21 protein-coding genes are annotated in these 22,476 nt (G+C 38.5%); 3 read left to right on the top strand and 18 right to left on the bottom strand.

The annotated features are described in order from the left end of the window. Positions 1 to 329: 329 nt before the first annotated feature. The 3 genes from FZC40_RS06855 to FZC40_RS06845 all read right to left on the bottom strand — a co-directional run bounded on the left by FZC40_RS06855 (position 330) and on the right by FZC40_RS06845 (position 5,650). Positions 330 to 1,973, bottom strand: a complete 1,644-nt coding sequence (locus FZC40_RS06855; protein WP_148603166.1) for a diguanylate cyclase domain-containing protein — start codon at positions 1,971 to 1,973, stop codon at positions 330 to 332. A 331-nt stretch (positions 1,974 to 2,304) separates the two neighbouring features. Further along, positions 2,305 to 4,299, bottom strand: coding sequence for an oxidoreductase (locus tag FZC40_RS06850; RefSeq protein ID WP_148603165.1), 1,995 nt, complete (start codon positions 4,297 to 4,299; stop codon positions 2,305 to 2,307). 154 nt (positions 4,300 to 4,453) lie between these two features. Next, complete coding sequence (locus tag FZC40_RS06845) at positions 4,454 to 5,650, bottom strand: MFS transporter (RefSeq protein WP_148603164.1); 1,197 nt, start codon at positions 5,648 to 5,650, stop codon at positions 4,454 to 4,456. A gap of 378 nt (positions 5,651 to 6,028) precedes the next feature. Here FZC40_RS06845 and FZC40_RS06840 point away from each other — a divergent pair, with 378 nt between their 5' ends. Beyond that, positions 6,029 to 7,402, top strand: a complete 1,374-nt coding sequence (locus tag FZC40_RS06840) for a uroporphyrinogen decarboxylase/cobalamine-independent methonine synthase family protein (RefSeq protein ID WP_148603163.1) — start codon at positions 6,029 to 6,031, stop codon at positions 7,400 to 7,402. Positions 7,403 to 7,517: 115 nt separating this feature from the next. Here the strand turns inward: FZC40_RS06840 and FZC40_RS06835 are convergent, their stop codons facing one another. Then, positions 7,518 to 8,180: a TetR/AcrR family transcriptional regulator gene (locus FZC40_RS06835; RefSeq protein ID WP_148603162.1), complete on the bottom strand. Its 663-nt coding sequence runs from the start codon at positions 8,178 to 8,180 to the stop codon at positions 7,518 to 7,520. Between the two features lie 204 nt (positions 8,181 to 8,384). Between FZC40_RS06835 and FZC40_RS06830 the strand changes: the two genes are divergently transcribed. Both FZC40_RS06830 and FZC40_RS06825 read left to right on the top strand, forming a co-directional pair. Further along, entirely contained in the window at positions 8,385 to 8,966 is a 582-nt protein-coding gene (locus FZC40_RS06830) for a PadR family transcriptional regulator (protein ID WP_148603161.1), read from the top strand. A 91-nt stretch (positions 8,967 to 9,057) separates the two neighbouring features. Then, positions 9,058 to 9,864 (top strand): flavodoxin family protein, encoded by an 807-nt coding sequence (locus FZC40_RS06825; RefSeq protein WP_148603160.1) that lies wholly within the window; start codon positions 9,058 to 9,060, stop codon positions 9,862 to 9,864. Between the two features lie 298 nt (positions 9,865 to 10,162). Here FZC40_RS06825 and FZC40_RS06820 read toward each other — a convergent pair whose 3' ends face one another. The 14 genes from FZC40_RS06820 to FZC40_RS06760 all read right to left on the bottom strand — a co-directional run bounded on the left by FZC40_RS06820 (position 10,163) and on the right by FZC40_RS06760 (position 22,148). Continuing rightward, positions 10,163 to 10,627, bottom strand: a complete 465-nt coding sequence (locus FZC40_RS06820) for a VOC family protein (RefSeq protein WP_148603159.1) — start codon at positions 10,625 to 10,627, stop codon at positions 10,163 to 10,165. A gap of 28 nt (positions 10,628 to 10,655) precedes the next feature. After that, positions 10,656 to 11,108, bottom strand: coding sequence for a peptide deformylase (gene def, locus FZC40_RS06815; RefSeq protein ID WP_148603158.1), 453 nt, complete (start codon positions 11,106 to 11,108; stop codon positions 10,656 to 10,658). Between the two features lie 108 nt (positions 11,109 to 11,216). Beyond that, complete coding sequence (locus FZC40_RS06810) at positions 11,217 to 11,948, bottom strand: TVP38/TMEM64 family protein (RefSeq protein ID WP_148603157.1); 732 nt, start codon at positions 11,946 to 11,948, stop codon at positions 11,217 to 11,219. A gap of 73 nt (positions 11,949 to 12,021) precedes the next feature. Then, positions 12,022 to 13,233, bottom strand: coding sequence for a HAMP domain-containing sensor histidine kinase (locus tag FZC40_RS06805; RefSeq protein ID WP_186843715.1), 1,212 nt, complete (start codon positions 13,231 to 13,233; stop codon positions 12,022 to 12,024). Next, a complete protein-coding gene (locus tag FZC40_RS06800) occupies positions 13,221 to 13,895 on the bottom strand; it encodes a response regulator transcription factor (protein ID WP_148603155.1) in 675 nt (224 codons plus the stop codon). The genes FZC40_RS06805 and FZC40_RS06800 overlap by 13 nt, the downstream gene beginning before the upstream one ends. A 598-nt stretch (positions 13,896 to 14,493) precedes the next feature. Beyond that, a complete protein-coding gene (locus FZC40_RS17405) occupies positions 14,494 to 15,195 on the bottom strand; it encodes a transposase (RefSeq protein WP_243135772.1) in 702 nt (233 codons plus the stop codon). Continuing rightward, a complete protein-coding gene (locus FZC40_RS17400; protein WP_243135771.1) occupies positions 15,192 to 15,449 on the bottom strand; it encodes a hypothetical protein in 258 nt (85 codons plus the stop codon). The genes FZC40_RS17405 and FZC40_RS17400 overlap by 4 nt, the downstream gene beginning before the upstream one ends. Positions 15,450 to 16,054: 605 nt before the next feature. Next, positions 16,055 to 16,633 carry an NAD(P)H-dependent oxidoreductase gene (locus FZC40_RS06790; protein WP_148603154.1) on the bottom strand — a complete coding sequence of 193 codons (579 nt, stop codon included), beginning with the start codon at positions 16,631 to 16,633 and terminating at the stop codon, positions 16,055 to 16,057. A gap of 407 nt (positions 16,634 to 17,040) precedes the next feature. Beyond that, entirely contained in the window at positions 17,041 to 17,712 is a 672-nt protein-coding gene (locus tag FZC40_RS06785) for a chloramphenicol acetyltransferase (RefSeq protein WP_148603153.1), read from the bottom strand. 41 nt (positions 17,713 to 17,753) lie between these two features. Then, on the bottom strand, positions 17,754 to 18,044 hold the full coding sequence (locus FZC40_RS06780; protein ID WP_311135686.1) for a DUF2087 domain-containing protein: 291 nt from the start codon (positions 18,042 to 18,044) through the stop codon (positions 17,754 to 17,756). Positions 18,045 to 18,055: 11 nt separating this feature from the next. Next, positions 18,056 to 18,658, bottom strand: a complete 603-nt coding sequence (locus tag FZC40_RS06775) for a helix-turn-helix domain-containing protein (protein WP_148603151.1) — start codon at positions 18,656 to 18,658, stop codon at positions 18,056 to 18,058. A gap of 266 nt (positions 18,659 to 18,924) precedes the next feature. Further along, positions 18,925 to 20,091 (bottom strand): ABC transporter permease, encoded by a 1,167-nt coding sequence (locus FZC40_RS06770; protein WP_148603150.1) that lies wholly within the window; start codon positions 20,089 to 20,091, stop codon positions 18,925 to 18,927. Further along, positions 20,078 to 21,205 (bottom strand): ABC transporter permease, encoded by a 1,128-nt coding sequence (locus FZC40_RS06765; protein ID WP_148603149.1) that lies wholly within the window; start codon positions 21,203 to 21,205, stop codon positions 20,078 to 20,080. The genes FZC40_RS06770 and FZC40_RS06765 overlap by 14 nt, the downstream gene beginning before the upstream one ends. Positions 21,206 to 21,215: 10 nt before the next feature. Further along, positions 21,216 to 22,148, bottom strand: coding sequence for an ABC transporter ATP-binding protein (locus FZC40_RS06760; protein ID WP_148603148.1), 933 nt, complete (start codon positions 22,146 to 22,148; stop codon positions 21,216 to 21,218). Between the last annotated feature and the right edge of the window lie 328 nt (positions 22,149 to 22,476).

Raw genomic sequence — 22,476 nt, 5'->3', positions numbered from 1 at the left:
ATGGATTAAACAGGTGATTAGCGATTGTTAACAGTTTATTTTACCGATCCCACGAAAATAATTGTTTCAACAAACGCGGTGACTAAATTCGGATCAAATTGAATTCCCGCATTTTTTCTGATTTCTTCAAGAGCTTCTTTTTTTGATGATACTACAAATCTTTCAAATTGTAAACCAATTTATAATGGATCTTACCTAAGCGATATTTTCTTTAAATACGGATGATGTCCAACGTTCACACAACTGAAATGATGAGTTGAAATTTCAAAACCAACCGCCCAAACAAGTATGGCATGCAATTGTTTTAATACAAGCCATGGCGTCATTATCTATGATGAGCTTATCTTATAATTATTCTTACCTTCTCTCTTGGCTTCATACATAGCAAAGTCTGCTTTTTTTATTAATAGATCTGCATCAGTCCCATGTTCAGGAAATAGACTGATTCCCATACTTGCACTAATCATCAGTTTGTTTTTCTTATACAGAAACGCTTCACTCAATGCCATCAATACAGATTCCGCTTTTTTCTCGGCTTCGCTTTTTTCTTTCATGTTTCTGAGTATGATAATGAATTCATCCCCGCCAATTCGACAAATGATATCCGACGATCGGAATATATTTTTTAATCGATCTGCCACCATTTTAAGAATAAAGTCTCCGGCTTCATGCCCGTAATTATCGTTAGCTTGCTTAAAATGGTCTAAATCGATAAATAGGATCGCAAACTTTTCATGCCCATCATTCAATAATTCATTAAGCATCTCCAACATTTTTTTTCGGTTATATAGCTCAGTAAGTGTGTCATAATAGATAAAATGACGAATTTGATCTTCAGCTTGCTGTCTTTCTCGGATCTCATTTCTAAGTTTTACATTTTTCTCTTGTAATTCGTTAGTATATTGCTTTTGTAGTTCAGCAATCTTATTTTTTTCAGAAACATCATACAATAAAATGAGAATGCCTAATATGTCTTTGTATTTGTCCAATATAACTGTTGCAGTAAGTTCGCACACAAGAGTTTCTTTGTTTTTCCTGAGTAATTCAACTTCTACCTTATTCGCATTTTCCGTATGTATGATGGAGTCAAAATCATATTCCCTAAAATCGATGATAGTCTCGAGTGGTTTTTGAATCAGCTCCTGATGTTCATACCCCGTTGCACTGATTGACGATTTATTACAATTTTTCACAAGAAAATCTTCCCCTATGATAAAGGTGGGTTCATTAACAGCGTCAAAAATATATTTAGATACTAATTCCTGTGAAATTGACATCATTTTGTAGTGACCAATGGCGTACCATATTCCCGCCATTCCAATCGAGATGGTTATAATTGCTGAGGGGAAAAGCATAATTCCCATATGAGGTAAAACCAACTCTGCCAACAGAGCCAAACTTACACTGATAAGACAGGTAATTAAAATAATCCTTAACTGTTTTTTTATGCGATACTTTTGAGTGTTTCTAATTTTATAAAAGATGATGACCATACTTGTTAATAGGATCACGGCATTGTAAATGGTAAAAGCCGTGCCAATGGGAGTAATCGTATATAAGTTATCCACAAATCCATAGGGTTCGCTGCTAACAATTTGGGAGGGGGCAAAAAAGAAATTACTACTAAAACAGATGGCAGAAACAAGAAAAAATAGGTATTCAATTTTTGAAACAATGTTTTTTTTATCTTTATTATCAAACGACTGGACAAAAGAAAACCACAATCCATAAAAAAAACACCATCCAAATGCAGCAAAGATTCTCCAATTATTCGCAATTTCTATGGTGGGCGACATCAGCATGAATGCATAGCCAATGGCCCAGATACTCGTACAAATACAAAAACAAAAAAAGACAATGTTGGTTTTTAAGTGATGATCTTTTTTGAAACTGAAAATACCCATTGAAAGATAGAAAACAAAGCACATAAATAATACAGTAAATAACATCGTTTGAATCATATTCCATTCCAATTTTCAGATTTCTCCTCTAATTTTGATTTTTTATCTAAATAATCAAGCTATTTTTCCCACGGTTAAGTCCTTATTTCGGTCACTTAGCTCTTTAGTATAGTTTAGCACTTTTTTATAATACCATATGTAATTAGAACATTCATCTTTTTTAATGTAATACCATTGTGTATATGCTGAACACACATAAAAAAGAACGGCAAATTGCCGTTCTTTTTTATGTGTAATTGATAACCGGATACCTTATTAATTATAGCATCCATCTGCATTTTTGAACTATGTTGCGATGTTTTTAAGTTGTTACAATGACTAATCTGACAGGGTAGTACTCCCGTTAAATATTTGACGCTACTTCGAAAGCATCCCAAATAGCATACATAATATTGGAAACCTTACGCGCATCGCCAAGCAAATGGATGTCCTCAATTTCGAACTTTAGAGCGTTGTAAAGATCGTTTTCCGGACTATACCCCACTGCCAGGATAACAGAATCGGCTTTTAGTTCTTTCTCGCCGTCGTTGGTTGTAATGACAACACCTTGATCCGTTGTACGGGATGCTTTGGAATCGGTATATACTTTGATTTTTTTGTAATTAATCAGAGACAAAAGCATATCGGAATTTGCAAAGCAAAGCGGTGCATTTAGCTTGAGCAGACTGTCCTCGGCCTCGACGATAGAAACATCCTTACCGTTATTTCTAAGCCACAGCGCAAGCTCGCAGCCGACAAGTCCGCCGCCCAGAACAACAACCTGTTCCCCCGGATTTTTCCTGCCGAGAAGCACATCTTCTGCAGTAAAGACTTTGTCATTGTTCCCGAGGCTACAAATATTCGGTGTGGAACCGGTAGCTACAATCACCGTGTCCGGTTTAGCCGCTTTTACCATTTCGGGAGTAATCTGCACATTGAAGTAAACCGGTACTTGTAAATCTTTCAACGTGTTTTCATACCATGTGGCAAGAGCGTGATCATCTTCTTTGAAATCCGGCATTCCGCCAGGAATCAGATTGCCACCCAGACGGTCGCCTTTCTCGTAAACTTCCGGAAAATGACCGCGTAGACTGAGTACCCGGGCTGCTTCACAACCAGCAACACCGCCGCCGATGATCATAATCTTTTTCGCTTTTAAAGCCGGTTTCAATTCAGTAATGCGTTCTCGCGCGCAGGTTGGGTTGACCGCGCAGTTCAGCCAACCATAATGCACCATCCGTCCGAGGCAACCTTCGTGGCAGGAAAGACAGGGACGAATTAGTTCTATTTGTCCTGAACGCAGCTTGTTGACATAATCCGCATCGGCAAGTAGAGGACGACCAAGTCCGATCATATCGCAGGCGCCGTCATCCAGAGCGGAAAGGGCAAGATCCGGATTATCCATCCGTCCGGCGCAGATCACTGGAACATTTACCGCTTCTTTGATCGCTTTGGCGTAGGGAATATACAGTCCCTTTTTCTGATACATTGGCGGATGATTCCAAAACCACGCGTCGTAACAACCTACATCGACATCGAGGGAATCATAGCCATACTGCACGAGAAGCTTTGCCGTTTCAATACCTTCTGGCAGATCCCGACCTTTTTCTTCAAATTCTTCATCCGGAAGCCCACCGACACGCCAGTCCTTAATAAACGATTTTGGGCTGTAACGAAGGGTGACGACAAAATCTTTGCCACAGGTCTTTTTAATTTCATCTAGCACCTCTCGTGCGAAACGCAGACGGTTTTCAAGGCTGCCGCCGTACTCATCGGTTCTGTTGTTGAAAAAAGAGATAGCAAACTGATCAAGAAGATATCCTTCATGCACGGCATGAATTTGGATACCGTCAAAGCCGGCGTTCTTCGCGGTTGCGGCGCCTTCTCCAAATTTTTTAACAATGTGACGAATTTCTTCTTTAGTCAATGCCCGGCACGGAATATCGGCCCAGCGGTTCATTATTGCGGAGGCCGAAACCGGCTGTACGTCGGGGTTAACTGGTGGCGCGACGCGACCAAAGCCAGCACTTAACTGAAGGAACACCTTGGCATCATAGGCATGGATGCGTTCCGTCATCTCTCTGGCCGTACGTGTGAAATGCACGGGGTTAACAGTAGGGCTAGGTGTGCTGGGCATTTCGTGAGGTTCCACTTCATTGTCGACAAAGCAGACTCCCGTTATTATCAGTCCGGTGCCGCCCTTTGCACGTTCAACATAATAATCAATCCCCCTCTGGTTGAATCCACCAACGGTATCCCCCAGGCCAATGGGTCCCATTGGCGCCATCGCGAACCGATTCTTGATTGTGACGTTACCAATTTGCATTGGCTCAAAAAGTTTCTGATATCTGTATGACATAGTTTACCTCCATATTAAAATATTTTTATAGTACTTTTGGTTAAGTTGCAGAATCCATGCAACAGTTTGGTTTTTGTTGATCCTCATTATGGGCAAACGGATGAACACTCTATTTCTCAATTATAAACGGACTTTCTGTAATAAATCGGGTTTTTTATATCTCTTCGATTAACGTATTTTTTCTGCCGTTAAGTGCTATGAAAATCATTGAGATAACACTTCCGGCGATAAGGAACACTGCGGCAATTTGCCAATCTGCACGGGTTGAGGTTAAGTTCAATGCTCCTCTAAGAAATTTCAGAATATAGGGGGAAAAGAATTGCCCAAGCCCGGTTCCACAAACATAGACTGAAATGGCAAGTGCCGTGTATTTGGGCTGAGCCGCACTGGCTGCCACCGCAATTGTAATGGCGGGATTGAAGGTTCCATAACCAATACCAAAAATAACCGCCCCTACAATGAGCATTGTCATGCTGTTTGCAAATATAAATAGGATAAAAGATAACCCCACAAATAATGCTCCGAATGAAGCACTGTATTGTTTAAGAAGCTTTGCGGTATTTCCATATAGAAGGCCAAAAGCAAATGCGCCGGCGGTGAAAATAGTGAGTACCGTTGCTGATTGGGCTGCGTTTCCGATTTTGTCAGCATTCATTACCATGGCGATGTTGGTCATAAAGCTAAATTGAACAACATTGAGTAGGGCACAGGCAATGGCTAAAACAAAGGTCATTATTGTTAATTTCTTTTCTTTGATTCCTGAAGTTTCATCTTTTTCATGTTTTACAACACCGGCATCTGGTAGTTTAATCCAAATAATAATGGCAATTGGAATCACCAGTAAAAATCCCAAGAATGAGAATCTCCAATTATAGCCAGCCAATAACCCACCCATCATTTGGAATACCATACCCGCAGCAGCGCCAACGGCACCTTTTATTCCCATCATTTTATTGCATTCCGGCCCTGTAAATAAAGTAGCAATAATGGCCGATGCCATTGGGAAGATCATGCCGTAACCGGCACCAAAGATTACTCGGGTGAAGATCATAAAATTCAAATCACCTACAAATGCGGATGGAATACCACCAACAAAGATAAGAATCATAGAAATGGAAATGACTTTTTTAATGCTCATATATTGAGTCATTTTACCAGCAATTAAAGAAAAGAATACCATCATAAGAGAAGGAATGGTGGATAATAGTTTAATTGTTTCCGGTGCCGCAGTTGGAAAAGCTTTTGCAATTTCTGCCAATGCCGGGGTTGTCATACTGGTTGTATACATGAGTAGCGCCACCGACAAAGACGCTACTTGAACCCATAAATTACCGTTCTTTTTTTCACTCATAAATTTTACTCCTTTAATATAATATTTTTAGGTTATCTTCCCGAAAAGTTTCTCATTTTTTTCATTTAATTTAGTCTTGTTTAATTATATCCGCGGTTAACTTTAATTAATCATAGCATCCATACTTTGATCTGTCACTATTTATTTTTAGTTTTATATTAATAAACATGGTTTTTAAACAAGTATCTATTATAAAGCGCCTTTTTAAAAGCATATAGATGTTTACTATTTCTTTTATTCGTAAATTTTAAATATTATAATAGAAAACGTTGACATTTTATTTTTAAAGTTTTATACTGGATTTAAATTAATCGTGGTTAACTTTTTCATGAACAGAAGCAATGCTATAGAAAACTGATTTAAAAGTTAAGGAGAAATATGACAGATAACATTAAAAATTTAAAAGAAGAACGTACCCAGCTGTTTACTGATTTATATACTGGAACCATTCCAAAACGTATACCCATTAGTGCATCCCTTCCCATTGAATTAATGATTGCTTATTCTGGAAAAGATTTAGGTAAAACGCAATGGAATCGTGAAGGAATGAAAGAAATCTATGAAAAATCATTCGAAATCACCTGTTCCGATGCTTATCCAGCAAGTTTTTCACGATATCCTGCTCATTTCCACTTGCTTGAATCCAAATCTTTTGTGATGGGATCCAGTGGGATTATTCAGCATCCCGAGGTTTCAGGAATGTTTCCTGAGGATTACGATGATTTTATTAATAATCCCTACGACTGTCTGATGGAAAGAATCTTCCCCCGACTGTATCCCGCCCTTAATACGGATCCTATTCACCGTTCCATGGTTCTTGCAAAGGCCATGAAAGCCTATTACGACTATATTGAATTCTATGGTGCCATGGATCGTGAGCTCATTGACAAACATGGTTTCTTTGTGGCTCCCCCAGGCTCAAGTACCGGTGTTACCACACCTTTTGACTTCCTATCCGATTTTCCACGTGGGTTTAAAGGTATTTCTATGGATATCAAACGATGTCCTGAAAAAATCATTGAGGCTTGCGAAGCCATTTTGCCATTATCCATTAAAAAAGGAACACCCATGAATCCATCACCTTTAGGTGCAAACTTTATTGCTCTTCATATGGCAACCTATTTAAGAACCAAGGATTTTGAAAAATTCTATTGGCCAACTTTCTATAAACTGGTGCATGCCTTAGCAGAAAAGGGTCAGACCTGTGTTATTTTCTGTGAGGATAATTGGATGCGTTACTTGGATTATTTATACGAATTGCCCCAGGGTACCCGGTTCTATTTTGAATATGGAGACCCGAAACTTGTTAAGGAAAAACTGGGTAAAAAGCATATTATTTCTGGCTTCTATCCTATTTCCTATCTTAAAACTGCCACCAAAGAACAATGTGTTGACAAAGCCAAGGAGCTTATTGATATTCTTGCCCCTGGAGGCAATTATTGGTTTAATTTTGATAAAAGTCCCTGCTCTCTCAGTACCATTGATCCTGAAAATTATCTTGCCGTTCTTGAATATGTTCGTGACAATGGAAAATATGATAATTCCGGTGAAAAGGTATGGACTAATCCTCGGGAAGATTCCATTGACCCTGTTCTTAAAAACATACCTGAATTTAAAAGCAAATATTATACCCCCTATGCTGAATTCAAAAAAACAAATCCTGCACCAAGACCCGATCTTGATGGGGTTGTCGGTGAAAAAATGCAGCAATACGAAGAATTGCTTTTCGGTATGCTGATGATGCTGTGCTAATCTCCAACTAAAAAAAGACTCAGAGAACTGAGCCGTTTGAGTTTATTAACAAAATCTTTCTGGGGACAATAGTAAATCATATCTGCTGTTACACTTGTCCCTGGGCTTTACTTTTCTATTTAACAGTAAAGTCTTTTCCAACCTGAAGATCTATTTTTTCAACCATCTGAAGAGATTCCTCAATGCATTCATCGATAAAATCATTATCAAAACGCAAACTCTGAAACAATAATCGGATTTCCATTTCTGCTAAATATTGGCTGGAGCAGTCCAAATATCCTTCATTTCGAGCCACATGAAGTCCATGAACCGTAGCAAGATTGGCCAATGCCAACGCTTTAACGGTTAAACGATCAAGCCCCAGCTTATAGGCCCGATTAATATTTTCCACAAATCCAATGGAAGCACTTTCGGTTTTCATAAAAATATTTGACTCACAAAGTTCATGATAAAATCGGTTCAACTGCCGATTCAATCGACAATTTCGGTTTTGAATTCGGTATTCTATGGCCGTTTTCAGCACATGATTACAACCAGGAAACTGTTCCTTAATTGCATTTTGAATTCTCACTTTATTGACTACCATATATTCATTATAAACCTCTAATGCCAGTTTATTTTTATTATCAAAATAGTAAGCCACCATGGCCTTATTGGTTTCAGACTCTTTTGCAATTTCTGAAAGAGTTGTTTTGACATAACCATTTTCATAAAATAATCTTTTTGCGGTTTTATATATCTTTTCTTTTGTCTCAATGCCTGTTTTATAGTTTGCCAAAAATCATTTCTCACTTTCCATTTTTATTTATTTTACCACAACGCTCTGATTCCAGGGGCTTTTATCTCATTTATTTCTTCACTCACCTTGTTCTGTAGAAACAATCTATTATTACGTAAATTTGTAAAAGCGCCTTGACACTATCCAACGTTGGATATATAATTGATTTTGTATTTAAATACTTTTTAAGAATGGTTAATCATTATGGTTCAATTATTTATTTTATACTATCTAAGCATAAAGCAAACCCATGGATATGAAATACAAAAATTTATACAAATGAATCAAATGAACGAATGGAATAATATTAAATCAGGTTCTATATACTATGCAATTAATAAACTTGAACGTTCAGGTTTTATTTCGATCGTTGATAAATCCAACGCCGGTGAAAAAGCAAAATGTATATATGCAATTACGGAAAAAGGTAGATTAGAATTGCATAAAATAGCCTTGCAAGAAATGAAAAAGCCGTTGGGTAGTATAACTGCAGAAAAATTCTTGATTTATCCGATAGTTGCTAATCTTAATAAGAATGAAATTATAGAATCTGTTACAGAGCATTTACGCCAGTTAGAAACTGAAAAGGCAAAGATTATAAAATGGGAACAGGAAAAACAGGATACATCAAAAAGTGTTGAAAAAGCAACCCTTAGTATGATGAAAGAAACGGTAAATTTGCAAATAAAATGGCATATGGCTCTACTTGATAATATAGATGAAACAATTTCAGTGGTCGATACAATACATCAAATGATTAAAACCACAGATTATTCCCAAAACTAAGAGAATATAATGGAATAATATCCGCATCTTTTAAAAGATGCGGAAAAAAATAAAGTCACTATCCAACATTGGATATATGAAGGAGATTATTATGAAAATAGCCGTGCTACTTGGAAGTCCAAGAAAACAGGACAGTTATACCGTTTGCAAACAAATTGAAAATCAGATAAAAGAGATGGATAACGACATTGAATTTGACTACATTTATTTAAGCAAATATAATATTCAGGACTGTAAAGGCTGTTGCCTATGCTTTCAAAAAAGTGAAAATTGCTGTCCTTGTCGTGATGATGATTTGACTGAAATTAAGGCCCGTCTGTTTTCAGCAGATGGATTGATTGTTGCCAGTCCCGTATATGCATATCAAGTAACAGGGCAATTGAAGCGGTTTATTGATAGGATGTCCTATCTGTTTCATCGGCAGGAGATGGTGGGAAAACCTGCAATTATTGTTATCACAACAGATGGCGGTGGAAGTAAGCAGGTGTACAAATATTTAAAAATGACTCTTTCAGGCTGGAGTATGGATATTGTCGGAAATATTCAAGTTACTGCTCCCATGTATTTTGAAAATCGTACCCCTAAAAGTGTTTTTGGTTATGATCTATATTATTTTCAACAATGCAGCAAAAAAATAAAAACGGTTTCTTTAAATCTTTTTAAAAGACTAAATGCCACGGATAAAAGAGTTCCAACTTTTTACGATATTTTTATGTTCAACTGTCTACGAAGCAAAACATACACTTCAAAGGTCGATAGAGATTATTGGATCAAAAAAGGATGGATAGAAAGTGATTATTTCTATGCTATAAAGCTTAATCCATTAAAAAAAGCATTTGGTCAAATTATAAAAAATATGGTTTCCTTGGCAGGAAGAAGGTATCTAAAATTGGATTAACACATTTTGTCTGCTATCTTGTAATGGTAAAAAGATCACAAAACACAAATATCGAAAAAATGAAAATGATTCCAAATAATCTGGCAAATGTAGTTGATCGTTCAAAGACTCAAAATCAGCAATTTGGAAAATTAATCTCTAAGGATAATTTTAAATCGTTACCGTATTGTATTATACGGAATGAGTTGTTTCCATAAATCCTGTTAAGTTAAGCTGAGCCCGGTGCCTATTTGAGAGAAAGCAGCCCTTCAAATTTCTGGTTAAAGGGCTGCTTTCTGGCAATTAACTCCAGCTTATTTTATAGAAAGCTTTTAACAGCTTCAACAGGCAGCATGGTTTGCTCGACTATCTCTTCCATGGTCATCCCCTGGTCATGAAAACGCCGACAGACCATCGCCAAGCTTTCGCCAACTTCGATGATATGATAATCCAGGTCATAAAACCGGATGGCCCGCTGTCCCCAAGTGGCTTCCTTTACCCCGTGTAAATACTCAATCTCTTCAAATTTTTTTAAATGCTCTAGAAAATCATCAAGATTCTCTTCTTCAAAATACAATTCCATATCGTTTCCACGATAGATGATATCCTTTTCTTTCGCATCGATAAATTTCGCCCAAAGTGCCTTATCCTGCAGGGAAAATCCTGCATTAAAGGTAATATTCTCTCCAAAATCCATCACCACCTCCAAACCAAAAACATCACAATAAAAAGCCCGTGAACGATTGATATCATCCACCACCAGCATGGGTGCTTCAAACTTCATTTCTTTTCCTCCTCATTTTTCATCCATTCTATTCCAGAAATGCAATCACTTTATCAATAAACACTTCCCCATCCAGATGATCCAGTTCATGGCAAAAGCACTTGGCCAGATCATCTTCTCCGACAATGATAATTTCTTCCCCTTTTTCATTGAGTGCTTTGACCGTCACTTTTTGAGGCCGGAGGGTTGTCCCAAACTTTCCGGGAAAGCTCAAACATCCCTCGGTACATTCCTGTTCTCCACTGGAGTCGATTATTTCCGGATTAACCAGCTTCATCACAACTTCTTCCATATCAATGACCACCAGTCTTTTTAGTATGCCTACCTGATTGGCGGCAATTGCAGCACTGTTGGGAATACTATGCAACGTTTCGAGCATATCATTTAAAATCATTTCTATTTTTTCATCAATTTTTGTTACTTCTTTGCATTTTTTTCTGAGTATTGCATCCTCATCCTGTCGAAGTTGTCGTATTGCCATTGCTTCCTCCTGATTTGTATTACTTATTTTTTTAAGTATATTGCGAAAATCAAGAACTGTCAATGGACTCCGTTCTTCAAATAATATGGGAAAGAATTCTTGGAATCTTTACTCCTCATTTTTCTCACCATCAATACGGCTTATTTTTCTGTAGAAAAGCAACCCCATCAAGCTGATTATGGCGGTTAGTCCAAAGACCCAAATGGCCATGGTATAGTTTTCTATACCCAATGCATCGCCACACATCGTTGAGGTGATGACCGAGGGAATCCGGGCTATTCCGGTAATGAGTAACCATGTGGAGAATTTCATCTTCGTCATCCCAATGAAATAGGTCATAATATCTTTTGGTGTTCCAGGAATAAGAAAAAGAAGAAAAACGATGCTGTTTAGTTTTCTTGTATTCTTCAGAAATTTGAGGGATTGTATCTTTTCCCTGGAAACAAAGACTTCTACCGCTTTCATACCGATATGGCGAACAAACAAAAAAACGATGGCACTTCCAATCACAGCCCCAATTAAGCATAATAGACTCCCTTCCCAGAATCCAAATGCATATCCGGCAGCAATCTCAAGAGGTTCCCCCGGAATAAAGGCAACAACAATCTGAAGCGTCATCATCCCAACAAAGACTAACCGGCTTATGAGTCCATTGTCATCCACCCATTCCCTGTATTGCGGCAGCTCGGACACAAAAGCGATCATCGGTTTGCCAACCAAGGCGAGAATTACAATTGAAAGCACAATAAAAACTAAAATCGCCCCGAAGCTGATGACCTTTTTCTGTCGATCTGAACGATCCTTGATTTGTTTTTCTTTAGGTTTTATATCTAACGCCAATAAAAGTTCTCCTTTCAGATCGGAATATTTTCCGATTTCTTTAAGTCGAGTATATGTTACATTTATCTACTTTTTATAAACAAACGGAATGATTAATATTTCCGGAGAATTTTGCCGTGACCGATCCGCCACCGCTGATGTCATTCTTGATGATCAGTAAACCACCATGTTTTTCACACAGTATTTTGCAGATATGCAAACCTAGTCCAAAATGGTTTTCTGCTTTTGCTAATTTTTCGGTTTTTCCAATATAGAATGGATCGGATACCTTTTTTAATTCATGCTTTTCAAACCCCGATCCATCATCCATTACCCTGATCGTAAAAAAATTCTGTTTTGCTTCAAAGCCAATTGTCAATTTATTTTCAGCAAAACGAACACCATTCGAAACGAGGTTTTCATAGACCTGCATCACAATTTCAGGATCGATATCAGTATATGCTTCTTTGGCATTATTTAGGAAAGAAACCTTCAACCCCTTCGCCCGACCCAATATCTGTGCCGATTCCTGTAACTGGACAATGAAGACTTCCATTGTCACTTTCTGGGGATATACCATAACATCCTCCAGTTTCTGCAGTGTATTCATACTTGTGACATAGTTTTCAAGTCGATCGATATGTTCACTCATTGTCTGAACCGTAAGCATCTGTTTGTCCCTGCTAATTTTATTCTGGGGCAGATATTTCACCAGGAAATCGGTATAGCCCCGCAGCACCGTCAATGGTGTTCTCAAATCATGGGCAAAAGCGGCATTGAGACGTTTCCGTTCATCCATCGTTCGCCACATTTGACGATTGTTTTCCTCCAGTGATGCCCGCATTATTTCAAAGGACCGGCAAAGTTTGCCCATTTCATCTTCACTGTTATAGATTACTTGAAAATCGAGATCATTTTTGGCAATTTTTTGGGAAGCCTCATCTAAAATACGGAGTGGCTTTTTTAATTTCAATCGATAGAAAATCAGAGCTTCTCCCCCGATAAGCCCGCCGATTGTTATTATAACAGTGACCATTTGAACATTTGACATCCAATCGATCCAAACGGCATCCATTCCAACAAGCTCTGTTTTTAAAACTTGGGTATTGTAGCCTGGAGCGATTTCATACTCTTCAAGATAGGGTGCCATAATGTTATTTCGAATGTGTTCGAAAACTGCCAATTCAAGCATCAATGCAATGGTCGCTGCCAGCAGCGTCAGCACGGTTAAAAACATGAATGCCTGGGAAATAGTCATGTTTTTGAACCTGAATTTTCGCCATATGCCGGATCTTATTTCACCCATTTGTATCCCACACCCCATACCGTTTCAATATATTGCCGACTTCCGGCGGCAATGAATTTTCCTCGGATTCGTCGAATATGTTCCACCACAACAGAGCTGTCACCTTCACTCTCCCATCCCCAAAGCCCCTCGTAAATGCGTTCTTTGTCAAAAACCTGACCTCGATTCATTGATAAAAGCTCAATGATATCAAACTCTTTTTTTGCAAAAAAAATAAACTCGTCACAATAATAAACTCCGCGTTCCATATAATCAATAACCAAATTTCCGTCAAATTTCGTTTTCGTTTTAACCTGGTTCCTGTTTTCTCGCCGCAAATGTGCTTCTACCCGAGCCCCCAATTCATCGATACTGAATGGCTTTTCGATGTAGTCATCTCCTCCCACCTGAAAGCCATTGATCTTATCCGATTCTTCCACCTTTGCCGTTAAAAACAAAATAGGGCAGGGAACAAAATCCCTGATTTTTTTACAAACTTCCAGTCCATCCATATCCGGCATATTAATATCCAATATGATCAAATCCGGTTGTTTTTCAGCTTTATTCATGGCTTCTTCTCCATTTCCTGCTGTCATAACCTGATAGTCATTTATTTCAAAATAGTCCTGAAGCAATCCCACAATATCGGGTTCATCATCAACGATTAAAATTTTGCTTTGCATATGATCAACCTCTCATTTCCATTTCTACTTTTTATTATAACAGTTATTTATCAATTTTTTATCAACTATTCACACATAAACAGTCATTGTGAACTGGTTAATCAAACGATCCACTTATACGGCTTATTTAGGAAAAAAGTTGGATGCGGATATTTAGTATAGTACTAACCATTATGATACAAATAAAAAATCAGATAAGTTTACTTATAGCAATAATAAGTAGCTTACGACGTGTCGGATCTTCTTTCCATCATTAGCTTGGCAACATGTCGCGCGAATCAGCACCACCCATCTAACGCAACATCATAAACTTAAGAGTTTTCGTTTTATATATGTTTAGATTTATCAAGAATATCCACATTTATTCTTAATTAACACATTAAAAAGCGCATAAAAATCACAGCTTATAAAATTGACCTTTATGCGCTTTTCAAAAACTATTCTTCTGATTATTTTTATATTCATTTGAAAACGTATGTTTTCTATCCTGACTTTTAAGATTTCTTATTGGAACAACGTAATTCTCAATGTCTCGTTGCAGCTGAACCAATTTTTTATTTCGAAGTTTATCATCTTTCTCAATCAGTAGCTTTATAAACTACTCTTTAAATAATCCGATCGCCATATTTTCGTTGATTTGAGCCGGATATTTGTGACCCTTTTCTATCGACTCTTTTTTCACGTTCTGATTTGATGAATGTAAAACATCCTGTATCATATTAAAAATAATGATTTGCGCCCAAAAATCCTGGTACACATAAAGAGTAGCTTTCCCAGTGATACTTTCAAATTTCATTTTGTTTTTCAGTGTATGATATTTCTTCTCAATTTCCCATCTTTTAAAGTATCGTTTTTCTATTTCTTCTTTTTTATAATCATTGGATGATAATCTGAACAGATATTTAACTTTGTTATTTTCCAGAAAACGAACAAATTCTATTGATGGATATCCTCGGTCAAATATAATAATGATTGGAGTTTCTGAAATGATATCTTTTGCAGCTGCGATATTCTTTTTTGCCAATTCACTTTCACTTGTTCTGATCGAGCCTATCTGCAAATCCAGGATGAATTGAATGAACACATCAAAGAAACAACTTACCAGTGCTCTTACCTCACTTTGTCGCTGACCATTACCGCTTTCACCAAAAGCGGCACGGTTTTCATCTGAATTTGGAACTTCAGCTTTTGTTCCATCTACTGCAAATATCAGATGATTTTTCCATAAAACAGGCTCCCTAGACTGATAGAAATCCTCCAGATATTCGTTGTTTAAAAAAGTAAATACCTCATCATTCAATTTTTTTCGCTGTTATAAATATCCCTGCTTAGAAATACGCATACGGCAACTCCCTTTTGAGAAAAATATTGATGAAGTTCCATTTCTGTTGTCATTCCTTTATTTGAAAGCGTACACAGAATAATGTCTTCAAGTAGCATCTTGCGTTTCCTTGAAAAACTATTTGGATTTTCAAGATGAACAGGTGGCTTGTTTTGTTCTGAATTAATCGATTCATACATTTTTCTGAATCTTCTGGCATGATTACCATTCATATAACCACCTCTACTTATATTCTAATACATAAACAAAAATAAGGAAATCCAGTTAATATTTCTGGATCTCCTTAAGTTTATGATGTTGCGCATAGCAGGTGGTTTATTGTTTCATCGCTATGCGAATGAAACAGACTAAAGTCTAATAATAATATCCGCATCTTTTATATGATGCGGAAAAAAATAAAATTACTATCCAGCATTGGATATGCAAGGAGATTATTATGAAAATAGCAGTGCTACTTGGAAGTCCAAGAAAACAGGACAGTTATACAGTTTGTAAACAAATTAAAAGTCAGATGAATGAGATCGATAGAAAGTGATTATTTCTATGTTATAAAGCTTAATCCAGTAAAAAAAGCATTTGGTAAAATTATAAAAAACATGGTTCAATTGGCCGGAAAAAGATATTATTCATGAACAAATAAATATGGTACAAAGACCACAAAACACAAATATCGAAATCATTCAACCAGACAGTTGATCTAATCATATCTTCAAGGTAAAAAATATTGGGTATTGCTGAACGGTGTCTCAAGACGCTGGCCCTCACTTTGTTCAGGCTCTATGGCCTTTGCCTCAATACGGAAAACGCCCAACTAATTTTACAACTTCTTTGTTCTCTTCAATGCTTTTCTCATTTGCGCATCCACATCCATACCAATAATATCCAATCCTTCCGCAGCGATCATTTCTGTATTTTTGATGCCATAAAGCATCGATAACCCTTTGATATAATCATAACCAAAATTAAAATTTCCAATGAATCCGCCGCAAGAAGTCACATAATACAGTTTCTCTGCATGGCACATTCCCATCGGAATGCCATCTGCGCCATATTGAAATGTGATACCACATACACTCACTGCCTCAAAATATACTTTTATTAATGCTGGAAAAGACAAATCCCAATAGGGTGCCCCAATAACAATACTATCTGCCTCCGCAAACTTTTTTGCATAAATAAACATTTCATCAGTATATTTTTCGTCTTCCAACAATTGATTTCGTCTGATCAATGATTCCGACTTCATTGGTTTTATTTCTTCACATTCCAAGTTACACTCATCAATCTGATATTCTTCCTTGTTATTTAACCACTTAATAAATTCATCACACAACTTTTTTGTTCTGGATTCACTTCCGCGCACACACGCATTCACAAACAATAAATTTTTTATCATACTTTCCCTTCACCTAGACTAATAATATTTCTATCTGCAAATTTTACTACTTTTCAATTAGTTGATGACCTACGTCGCAGATTATCGCATTTTCTACCCGAGCTCAAATCCAAGTTACATCTTTGCATTAATTATACTCTATAATAACTGTTTTAACCTGTTTGATTTTATATCTTTTTTGTTTAGCTCTCAGTTTTTAGGAATACTGCTATCAATAAAATTCTTCTGCCGTGAATGAGCAAGGAACATCAATGAACGATATCTATCAATGTGAATGAAAAGAAAATTATGTGAAAAGAAATTCTTGAAATCTTTACTTCTCATTTTTCTCATTATGAATTTCGCAATCTTTTCAGATCTCTCTGATTATTACCATTTGCCATTGAGGCAGGGAACCGAAGCACAAATTAAGAACTGCCTCTCTTCATCCATAATTCTGGTTGGTTCATGCTATTTTGAAACTTTTCCAAAAATAAGTTCACATGGTATCCATCAACTACTGCGTGATGAACAGTGATGGAAAAAGGCATCTTTTTTCTGCCTTCTTTTCCAAAAAACCTGCCAGCCTGCAAAATAGGAAAATAATAATCACCCTTGCCGTAGGGTACTGGTGAATAACTGGTAAACTGTGTCCATGGCAACATGCCAACCATAAAGCTATTTGGGGGCGGCATTTCGGGTTTTGCCAAAATTCCATGATTTCCAGAATATTGGGCTTTATCATCCATATAGTGTTGATAAAAAGTTTCAAAATCAGGGCTATAATCCGTCCACATGTTCGACAACGTTTTGTCGTCATCGTGAAAGCATGCATAGGAAGGATGTAAAACCTCATAATACCCGAATTGGTCATCTGTTTTTACAATTCGGAATTCCTGTTGTTCAGATATCAGTTTTGCTGAAAGATACAGATAAGCAGGAAAAAACTTCTTGCCTAACTCTTTCATCTTATTATACGTCTCTGTAATATCAATCTCCACACTCAGGTTAAACCCAGTGGGCAGCATTTCTGTAAAATAATAAAAGTATTGTCTTCGATCCCAAGTTTCAAAGTCGATGGGATGAAATTTCATATTCATTGTTAACTCCTTTTTCTCATTCATTAAGATGTCGATTTTTTCTATTTGCCATTTCGATTAGTTTCCGGTTTCCAGTAACGGGATCCGTCTTGCTCACGGCACAACAAACCGTAATCGACGAGTTCACGTCTCAATAGAAAATAATCCCCAAATGTATGCCATTTGCTACAGATTTCATTGACTGCTCGCTCACTATAATCGCAATCCGGCTCAAATTTTTCGGCCAGATATTCCAGTAACGCCCGACGCTTCTTCTTATTTTCCGATAATTGCACTATTTTTCCTGACTCATCAAGAAATTGTTTAACATCAAGTTTTTTCTCCATTTTCATTTCATCACCTATTATAATACCCACAGCCCATGCTGACTGCAATAATAATACAGCTTTCCACTGCTCTTTTTCATTAGGTTTCCACCAACTATTTTTGACAGATGTACCGAAGCGGTCTGTTCGGGATACAGTTTTATGAACAAGCTTCTGTCACTTGTAACATAGGCCACAAAAGAAAGAAAATGTGTCTTGCTCATTTCATGATCAAAGGTAATATAATATTGCCCATCAGCATCTTCCACTTTGGCCGCATGTTTTTTATCTGCCGGTTTGGCAACCAGTGGAGCCAATTTTCGTCCACAGCAGGAAATATCTGCGGCTCCGATATTGCTGATTACATTTCCACAGTTTGGACACACATAAAATTTCATTCGTTTCAGATTTCCCGTTTCCATATCATTCGATTTCAAATCTCCCAAAAGTATTTTTTCAATATTCACTTCAAATAGTTCCGAAAGCTCTCCAAGAAGGGATACATCTGGGCAACCCAGACCACGCTCCCATTTGGAAATTGTTTTATCACTGATGTTCATCTGATCGGCAACCTGTTTTTGGGTCATTTCTTTTTCTTTTCGTAACGCTTTCAGTAATGCGCCTACCTTATTGCAATCCATTTTCTTACCTCCATGATCTTTATCTTAACCAACTACCTTTGACTATTCAATCAACGCTCCGTCGAGTTTATATCGATTCTGCCATTACTATCCGTTTTAAAGAAGCAGCTCCCGCTATTTTAATTTTACAACTTCTCTGGATTGCCCTTTTCACTTGGCTGATGATCCGCTTCATCGATCATCACTTTTTAATTTGCATGATTTCAAAGTACGGGCAGTATTTGACTGCCCATCGTGTTTGTTCAGTAGCAGTGGGAGACTCTCGATTAAGATTCCACCCGTCTTTGTTTGATCAGCACCAGTGTTACCCCGAGGACAGCAACCCCGAAAGCAAGCACCAGAACCATACTGGTGAAAATGGAACTCAGATTGTCTGTATTAAAGCTGACGGCGGCGGTGATTTCGTTATTGGCTTTGACATACCAATAGGTGGGAGTAAAGCTGGCAATGGTCAGCACATTGGCTCCCAGCAGTTCCTGAGGGACAAATACCCCGCTAATAAAGCTGGTACCCAGTGCAAAAACATTGGCTATGGCTGACATAGCGCCCCGGCTTTTGACGAGATTGCCGATTAAATAGCTGATGCTTAAGACCGCCAGGGTGAACACAAATGAGTTTAACAGCAGCAGTAGGCCGGTGGCGGTAAACATGAAGCTGCCATACATGATAAAACTTGCCGAGATCAGAACCAGCCAGGTCAGAATGGCAAAACTGATATTTCCGAGAACCATCTGCATATTCATGTTGGCTGATCGAATCGGGGAACAGAGATTCCGCCGTTTCAAATCCGTATCATTGAAAACCAGCATCACTGAGCAAACCCCCAGAATCAGAATGGCAAACAGGGAATAGGACAGATAATTGAAATAGTATCCCGATTTTTCGGCATAGATTGAGTGCGTTCCATTGCTGATCATGGTCACTTCGCTTTGTTCTGCCAGATCCTTTTCCAGATTCTGGGACAGCTCATCCTGACTGAGACCGGGTAGATAGGTTGTGTAGGTTTTAACCGTGTTCAAATATTTATTGATCAGCAGATCCATATAGATATTGCTGGTGGAATCAGGGACGGTTGTTTTTTCCAGCTGAACTTCTTTACCGTTTAGCATATCCTCGGTAAATCCGGCCGGAACTCTGAGGATGTATTCCACCTGTCTGAAAAACAATGCATCCTGGAGTTTTTTGGTATCGTCGGGAATAGCCACCAGGTTGGCATTTTCACCCAGATAGGTTTTGAGTCCAGCCACTAGCTGAGAATCACCATCGTCATTAATGAAGGCAATATTGACCTTGACTTTGGTAAAATCGGTATCTTGTGGCGGGTTATAGGCACCACTGAGGATCAGCGCCAGGGCCATGAAAACCACCAGGTAAATCAAAATCTGAGTTCGATTTTTCAGAATTACTTTGAAAAAAGCTTTATAAACTTGCATATTTCTGTCTCCTTAAAACAAAATAGGTAACTGAACTGAAGAGAAGCGTAAAGCCGCACAGCAGTAGGATATCAGTAAAAAACTGGGTATGGGTATTGTAGTAGTACAGGGCATAAAAACTGTCAGTGATCAAGTTGGCCGGATTGAGGTAGCCCAAGATGGGAGCTTTGGTCATCACCGTATACTTAATGTCGGCAGACATCATCCCGGCCAGAAAGCACATAATCATAGTAGAACCAATCAGGATCCCAATTTTGAGGCCCTCGCCCTTTTTTATAATGGCCGCAATGCAAGTTCCGAAGGTCACGCCGGTCAAGCTTCCCACCGCACAGGTCAGGGCGATATAACCAAGCTGGTCGCCGAAACTGATGCCCAAAACCCCGATGATAAAGGCCAGCAGAATTAGTAGTTCCAACAGCTGAACCGTCGTGGCGGCCATGATCGAGGCAAGAAAGACTGTCAGTTTATTGGTGGGCGCCAGATTGATGCGGGCACCCACATCAGAGAGATCCGCCTGAATGGCCACCACCTCTTTTACCCCGAGAAACCCGCCATATAAACAAGTCATCGCAATCAGCGTGTAGAAATAATTAACAACCGGATCCGGGTTGGACTGGTTGGCAGATACCGCTTTCAGATATTCGGTCCGACTGGAAATTCCTTCAAGGATGCCGTTATCCAGAGCCGAGGGATTCTGGGTGATAATGGTTATGATGGTAGCTGAAGATTGCTTGAAATCATCCAAAAATCCCCGGATGATGGTCTGATTGAGACCGGACTGGTTCACCACCAGGTTAAGATCAGGATCGAAAGTGATATAGCCATCAATGTCATGATCAGAAAGGAGCACGGCCGCTTCATCCTGAGTTGTGTACTTGACAACAAATAGATTATCAGCCCCATCCAGAGCCTGGATGAAAGCCGGGTTTTGATCCAGCTCCCCGTTTTGAACCACCGCGACATTCACCTTCTTGAAATTATCTGAGCTTGAAAGGTTGGCAAAGGCCAAATTGAACAGGGTTGCCAGAAGAATCGGAAACATAAAAGTCCAGAATATTAATTGCCGGTCTTTAAAGATGCACTTGAGACGATAGCGATAATTAAATAAAAACATGGTTTTCCTCCTAATCTCTGAGTTCTTTGCCGGTTATTTCCAGAAACACATCGTTAAGGGTTGGCGGTTCCGAATAAATTTTACCGATGCCAATATTCTGATCCTTCAAGTGATCGAGAATCATAATCAGATTGTTTTTCCCCCGGCTTGATTTCACCACCAGCTGATGGTCCGTTAGTTCAGCAGAAATAACATGTGGCAGTGATTTGATTTCGGATAGCTCCAGCTCCTCGGGATTCAGCAGTTCAAGGTTGATATGCTCGCCGGATTTGATCATCTTCTTTAGATCTTCATTGGTTCCCATGGCAATGATCTTACCCTTATCCATGATGGCAATACGGCTGCAGATCTGCTCAATCTCTTCCATATAATGAGAAGTATAGATGATGGTGGCACCCTGTCGGTTCAACTCCATGATCCCTTCCAGAATATTGTTTCGACTCTGCGGATCGACAGCCACGGTCGGTTCATCCAGAATGATGAGCTTTGGCTTATGGGCAATGCCGCAGGCGATGTTCAGACGACGAAGCAAACCACCGCTGAGTTTCTTCGGGTAGAATTTTTTAAAATCATTGAGCCCCACAAAATCGATGGCCTCTGCCACCAGTTTTTTTCGGGTTTGTTTATCGGAAACATAGAGACCGCAGAAGTAGTCGATATTTTCATATACGGTCAGCTCATTGAATACGGCCACGTTTTGCATCACAACACCGATGTTGCGTTTGATGGCGTAGGCCTCCGGGGACATCGGCTGATCGTAAATTTCAATCGTGCCCTTATCATATTTAAGCAGCGATAAAATGCAGTTGATGGCGGTTGTTTTTCCCGAACCGTTGGGACCCAGGAGTCCGAGGATTTCGCCTTCCTGTACCTCCAGATTGAAATGATCCAGGGCGATCAGATTCCCGTATCGTTTGACCAGATTTTTCACATTGATTACCATATTAATTTCTCCTTTATGAGTTTAATCGCGATACTGCTGTGAGCTTTACGATCCGTTTCGCACGAAACAATTGTTACACGGTACGTCGGACAGGCTATCGCCTGTTCGCCTACACGTTACACAATTGTTTGGGGAAACCGATCGTAAAGCAATTATTGTTCGTTGACTATCAGTATTGCATGAATTATATTTGTTGATGTGTCTATTTTAATAAAGATTGTGGCACTTTGTAAGTGACCTGCCTCCTTAATAAGTATGACAAATGTCACCATTTATGTTAAAGTATGAATAATAAAAAAGTGCTGGATATGATGGTATCTGGATAAAA

The sequence above is a fragment of the Acetobacterium tundrae genome (genome assembly GCF_008086615.1).
Classification (GTDB): domain Bacteria; phylum Bacillota; class Clostridia; order Eubacteriales; family Eubacteriaceae; genus Acetobacterium; species Acetobacterium tundrae.
The sequence above is the reverse complement of the archived record's forward strand: the minus strand, read 5'-3'. Positions and strand labels throughout refer to the sequence as shown.

Bases quoted from the DNA above. Each gene is read 5' to 3' on its own strand.
- FZC40_RS06805 (WP_186843715.1), bottom strand. From the start codon at position 13,233: ATGGGTGAAATAAGATCCGGCATATGGCGAAAATTCAGGTTCAAAAAC.
- FZC40_RS06830 (WP_148603161.1), top strand. From the start codon at position 8,385: ATGGTTCAATTATTTATTTTATACTATCTAAGCATAAAGCAAACCCAT.
- FZC40_RS06840 (WP_148603163.1), top strand. From the start codon at position 6,029: ATGACAGATAACATTAAAAATTTAAAAGAAGAACGTACCCAGCTGTTT.
- FZC40_RS17400 (WP_243135771.1), bottom strand. From the start codon at position 15,449: ATGAATGGTAATCATGCCAGAAGATTCAGAAAAATGTATGAATCGATT.
- FZC40_RS06790 (WP_148603154.1), bottom strand. From the start codon at position 16,633: ATGATAAAAAATTTATTGTTTGTGAATGCGTGTGTGCGCGGAAGTGAA.
- FZC40_RS06785 (WP_148603153.1), bottom strand. From the start codon at position 17,712: ATGAATATGAAATTTCATCCCATCGACTTTGAAACTTGGGATCGAAGA.
- FZC40_RS06770 (WP_148603150.1), bottom strand. From the start codon at position 20,091: ATGCAAGTTTATAAAGCTTTTTTCAAAGTAATTCTGAAAAATCGAACT.
- FZC40_RS06825 (WP_148603160.1), top strand. From the start codon at position 9,058: ATGAAAATAGCCGTGCTACTTGGAAGTCCAAGAAAACAGGACAGTTAT.
- FZC40_RS06800 (WP_148603155.1), bottom strand. From the start codon at position 13,895: ATGCAAAGCAAAATTTTAATCGTTGATGATGAACCCGATATTGTGGGA.
- FZC40_RS06850 (WP_148603165.1), bottom strand. From the start codon at position 4,299: ATGTCATACAGATATCAGAAACTTTTTGAGCCAATGCAAATTGGTAAC.
- FZC40_RS06760 (WP_148603148.1), bottom strand. From the start codon at position 22,148: ATGGTAATCAATGTGAAAAATCTGGTCAAACGATACGGGAATCTGATC.
- FZC40_RS06775 (WP_148603151.1), bottom strand. From the start codon at position 18,658: ATGGATTGCAATAAGGTAGGCGCATTACTGAAAGCGTTACGAAAAGAA.
- def (WP_148603158.1), bottom strand. From the start codon at position 11,108: ATGGCAATACGACAACTTCGACAGGATGAGGATGCAATACTCAGAAAA.
- FZC40_RS06780 (WP_311135686.1), bottom strand. From the start codon at position 18,044: ATGAAAATGGAGAAAAAACTTGATGTTAAACAATTTCTTGATGAGTCA.
- FZC40_RS06820 (WP_148603159.1), bottom strand. From the start codon at position 10,627: ATGAAGTTTGAAGCACCCATGCTGGTGGTGGATGATATCAATCGTTCA.
- FZC40_RS06765 (WP_148603149.1), bottom strand. From the start codon at position 21,205: ATGTTTTTATTTAATTATCGCTATCGTCTCAAGTGCATCTTTAAAGAC.
- FZC40_RS06845 (WP_148603164.1), bottom strand. From the start codon at position 5,650: ATGAGTGAAAAAAAGAACGGTAATTTATGGGTTCAAGTAGCGTCTTTG.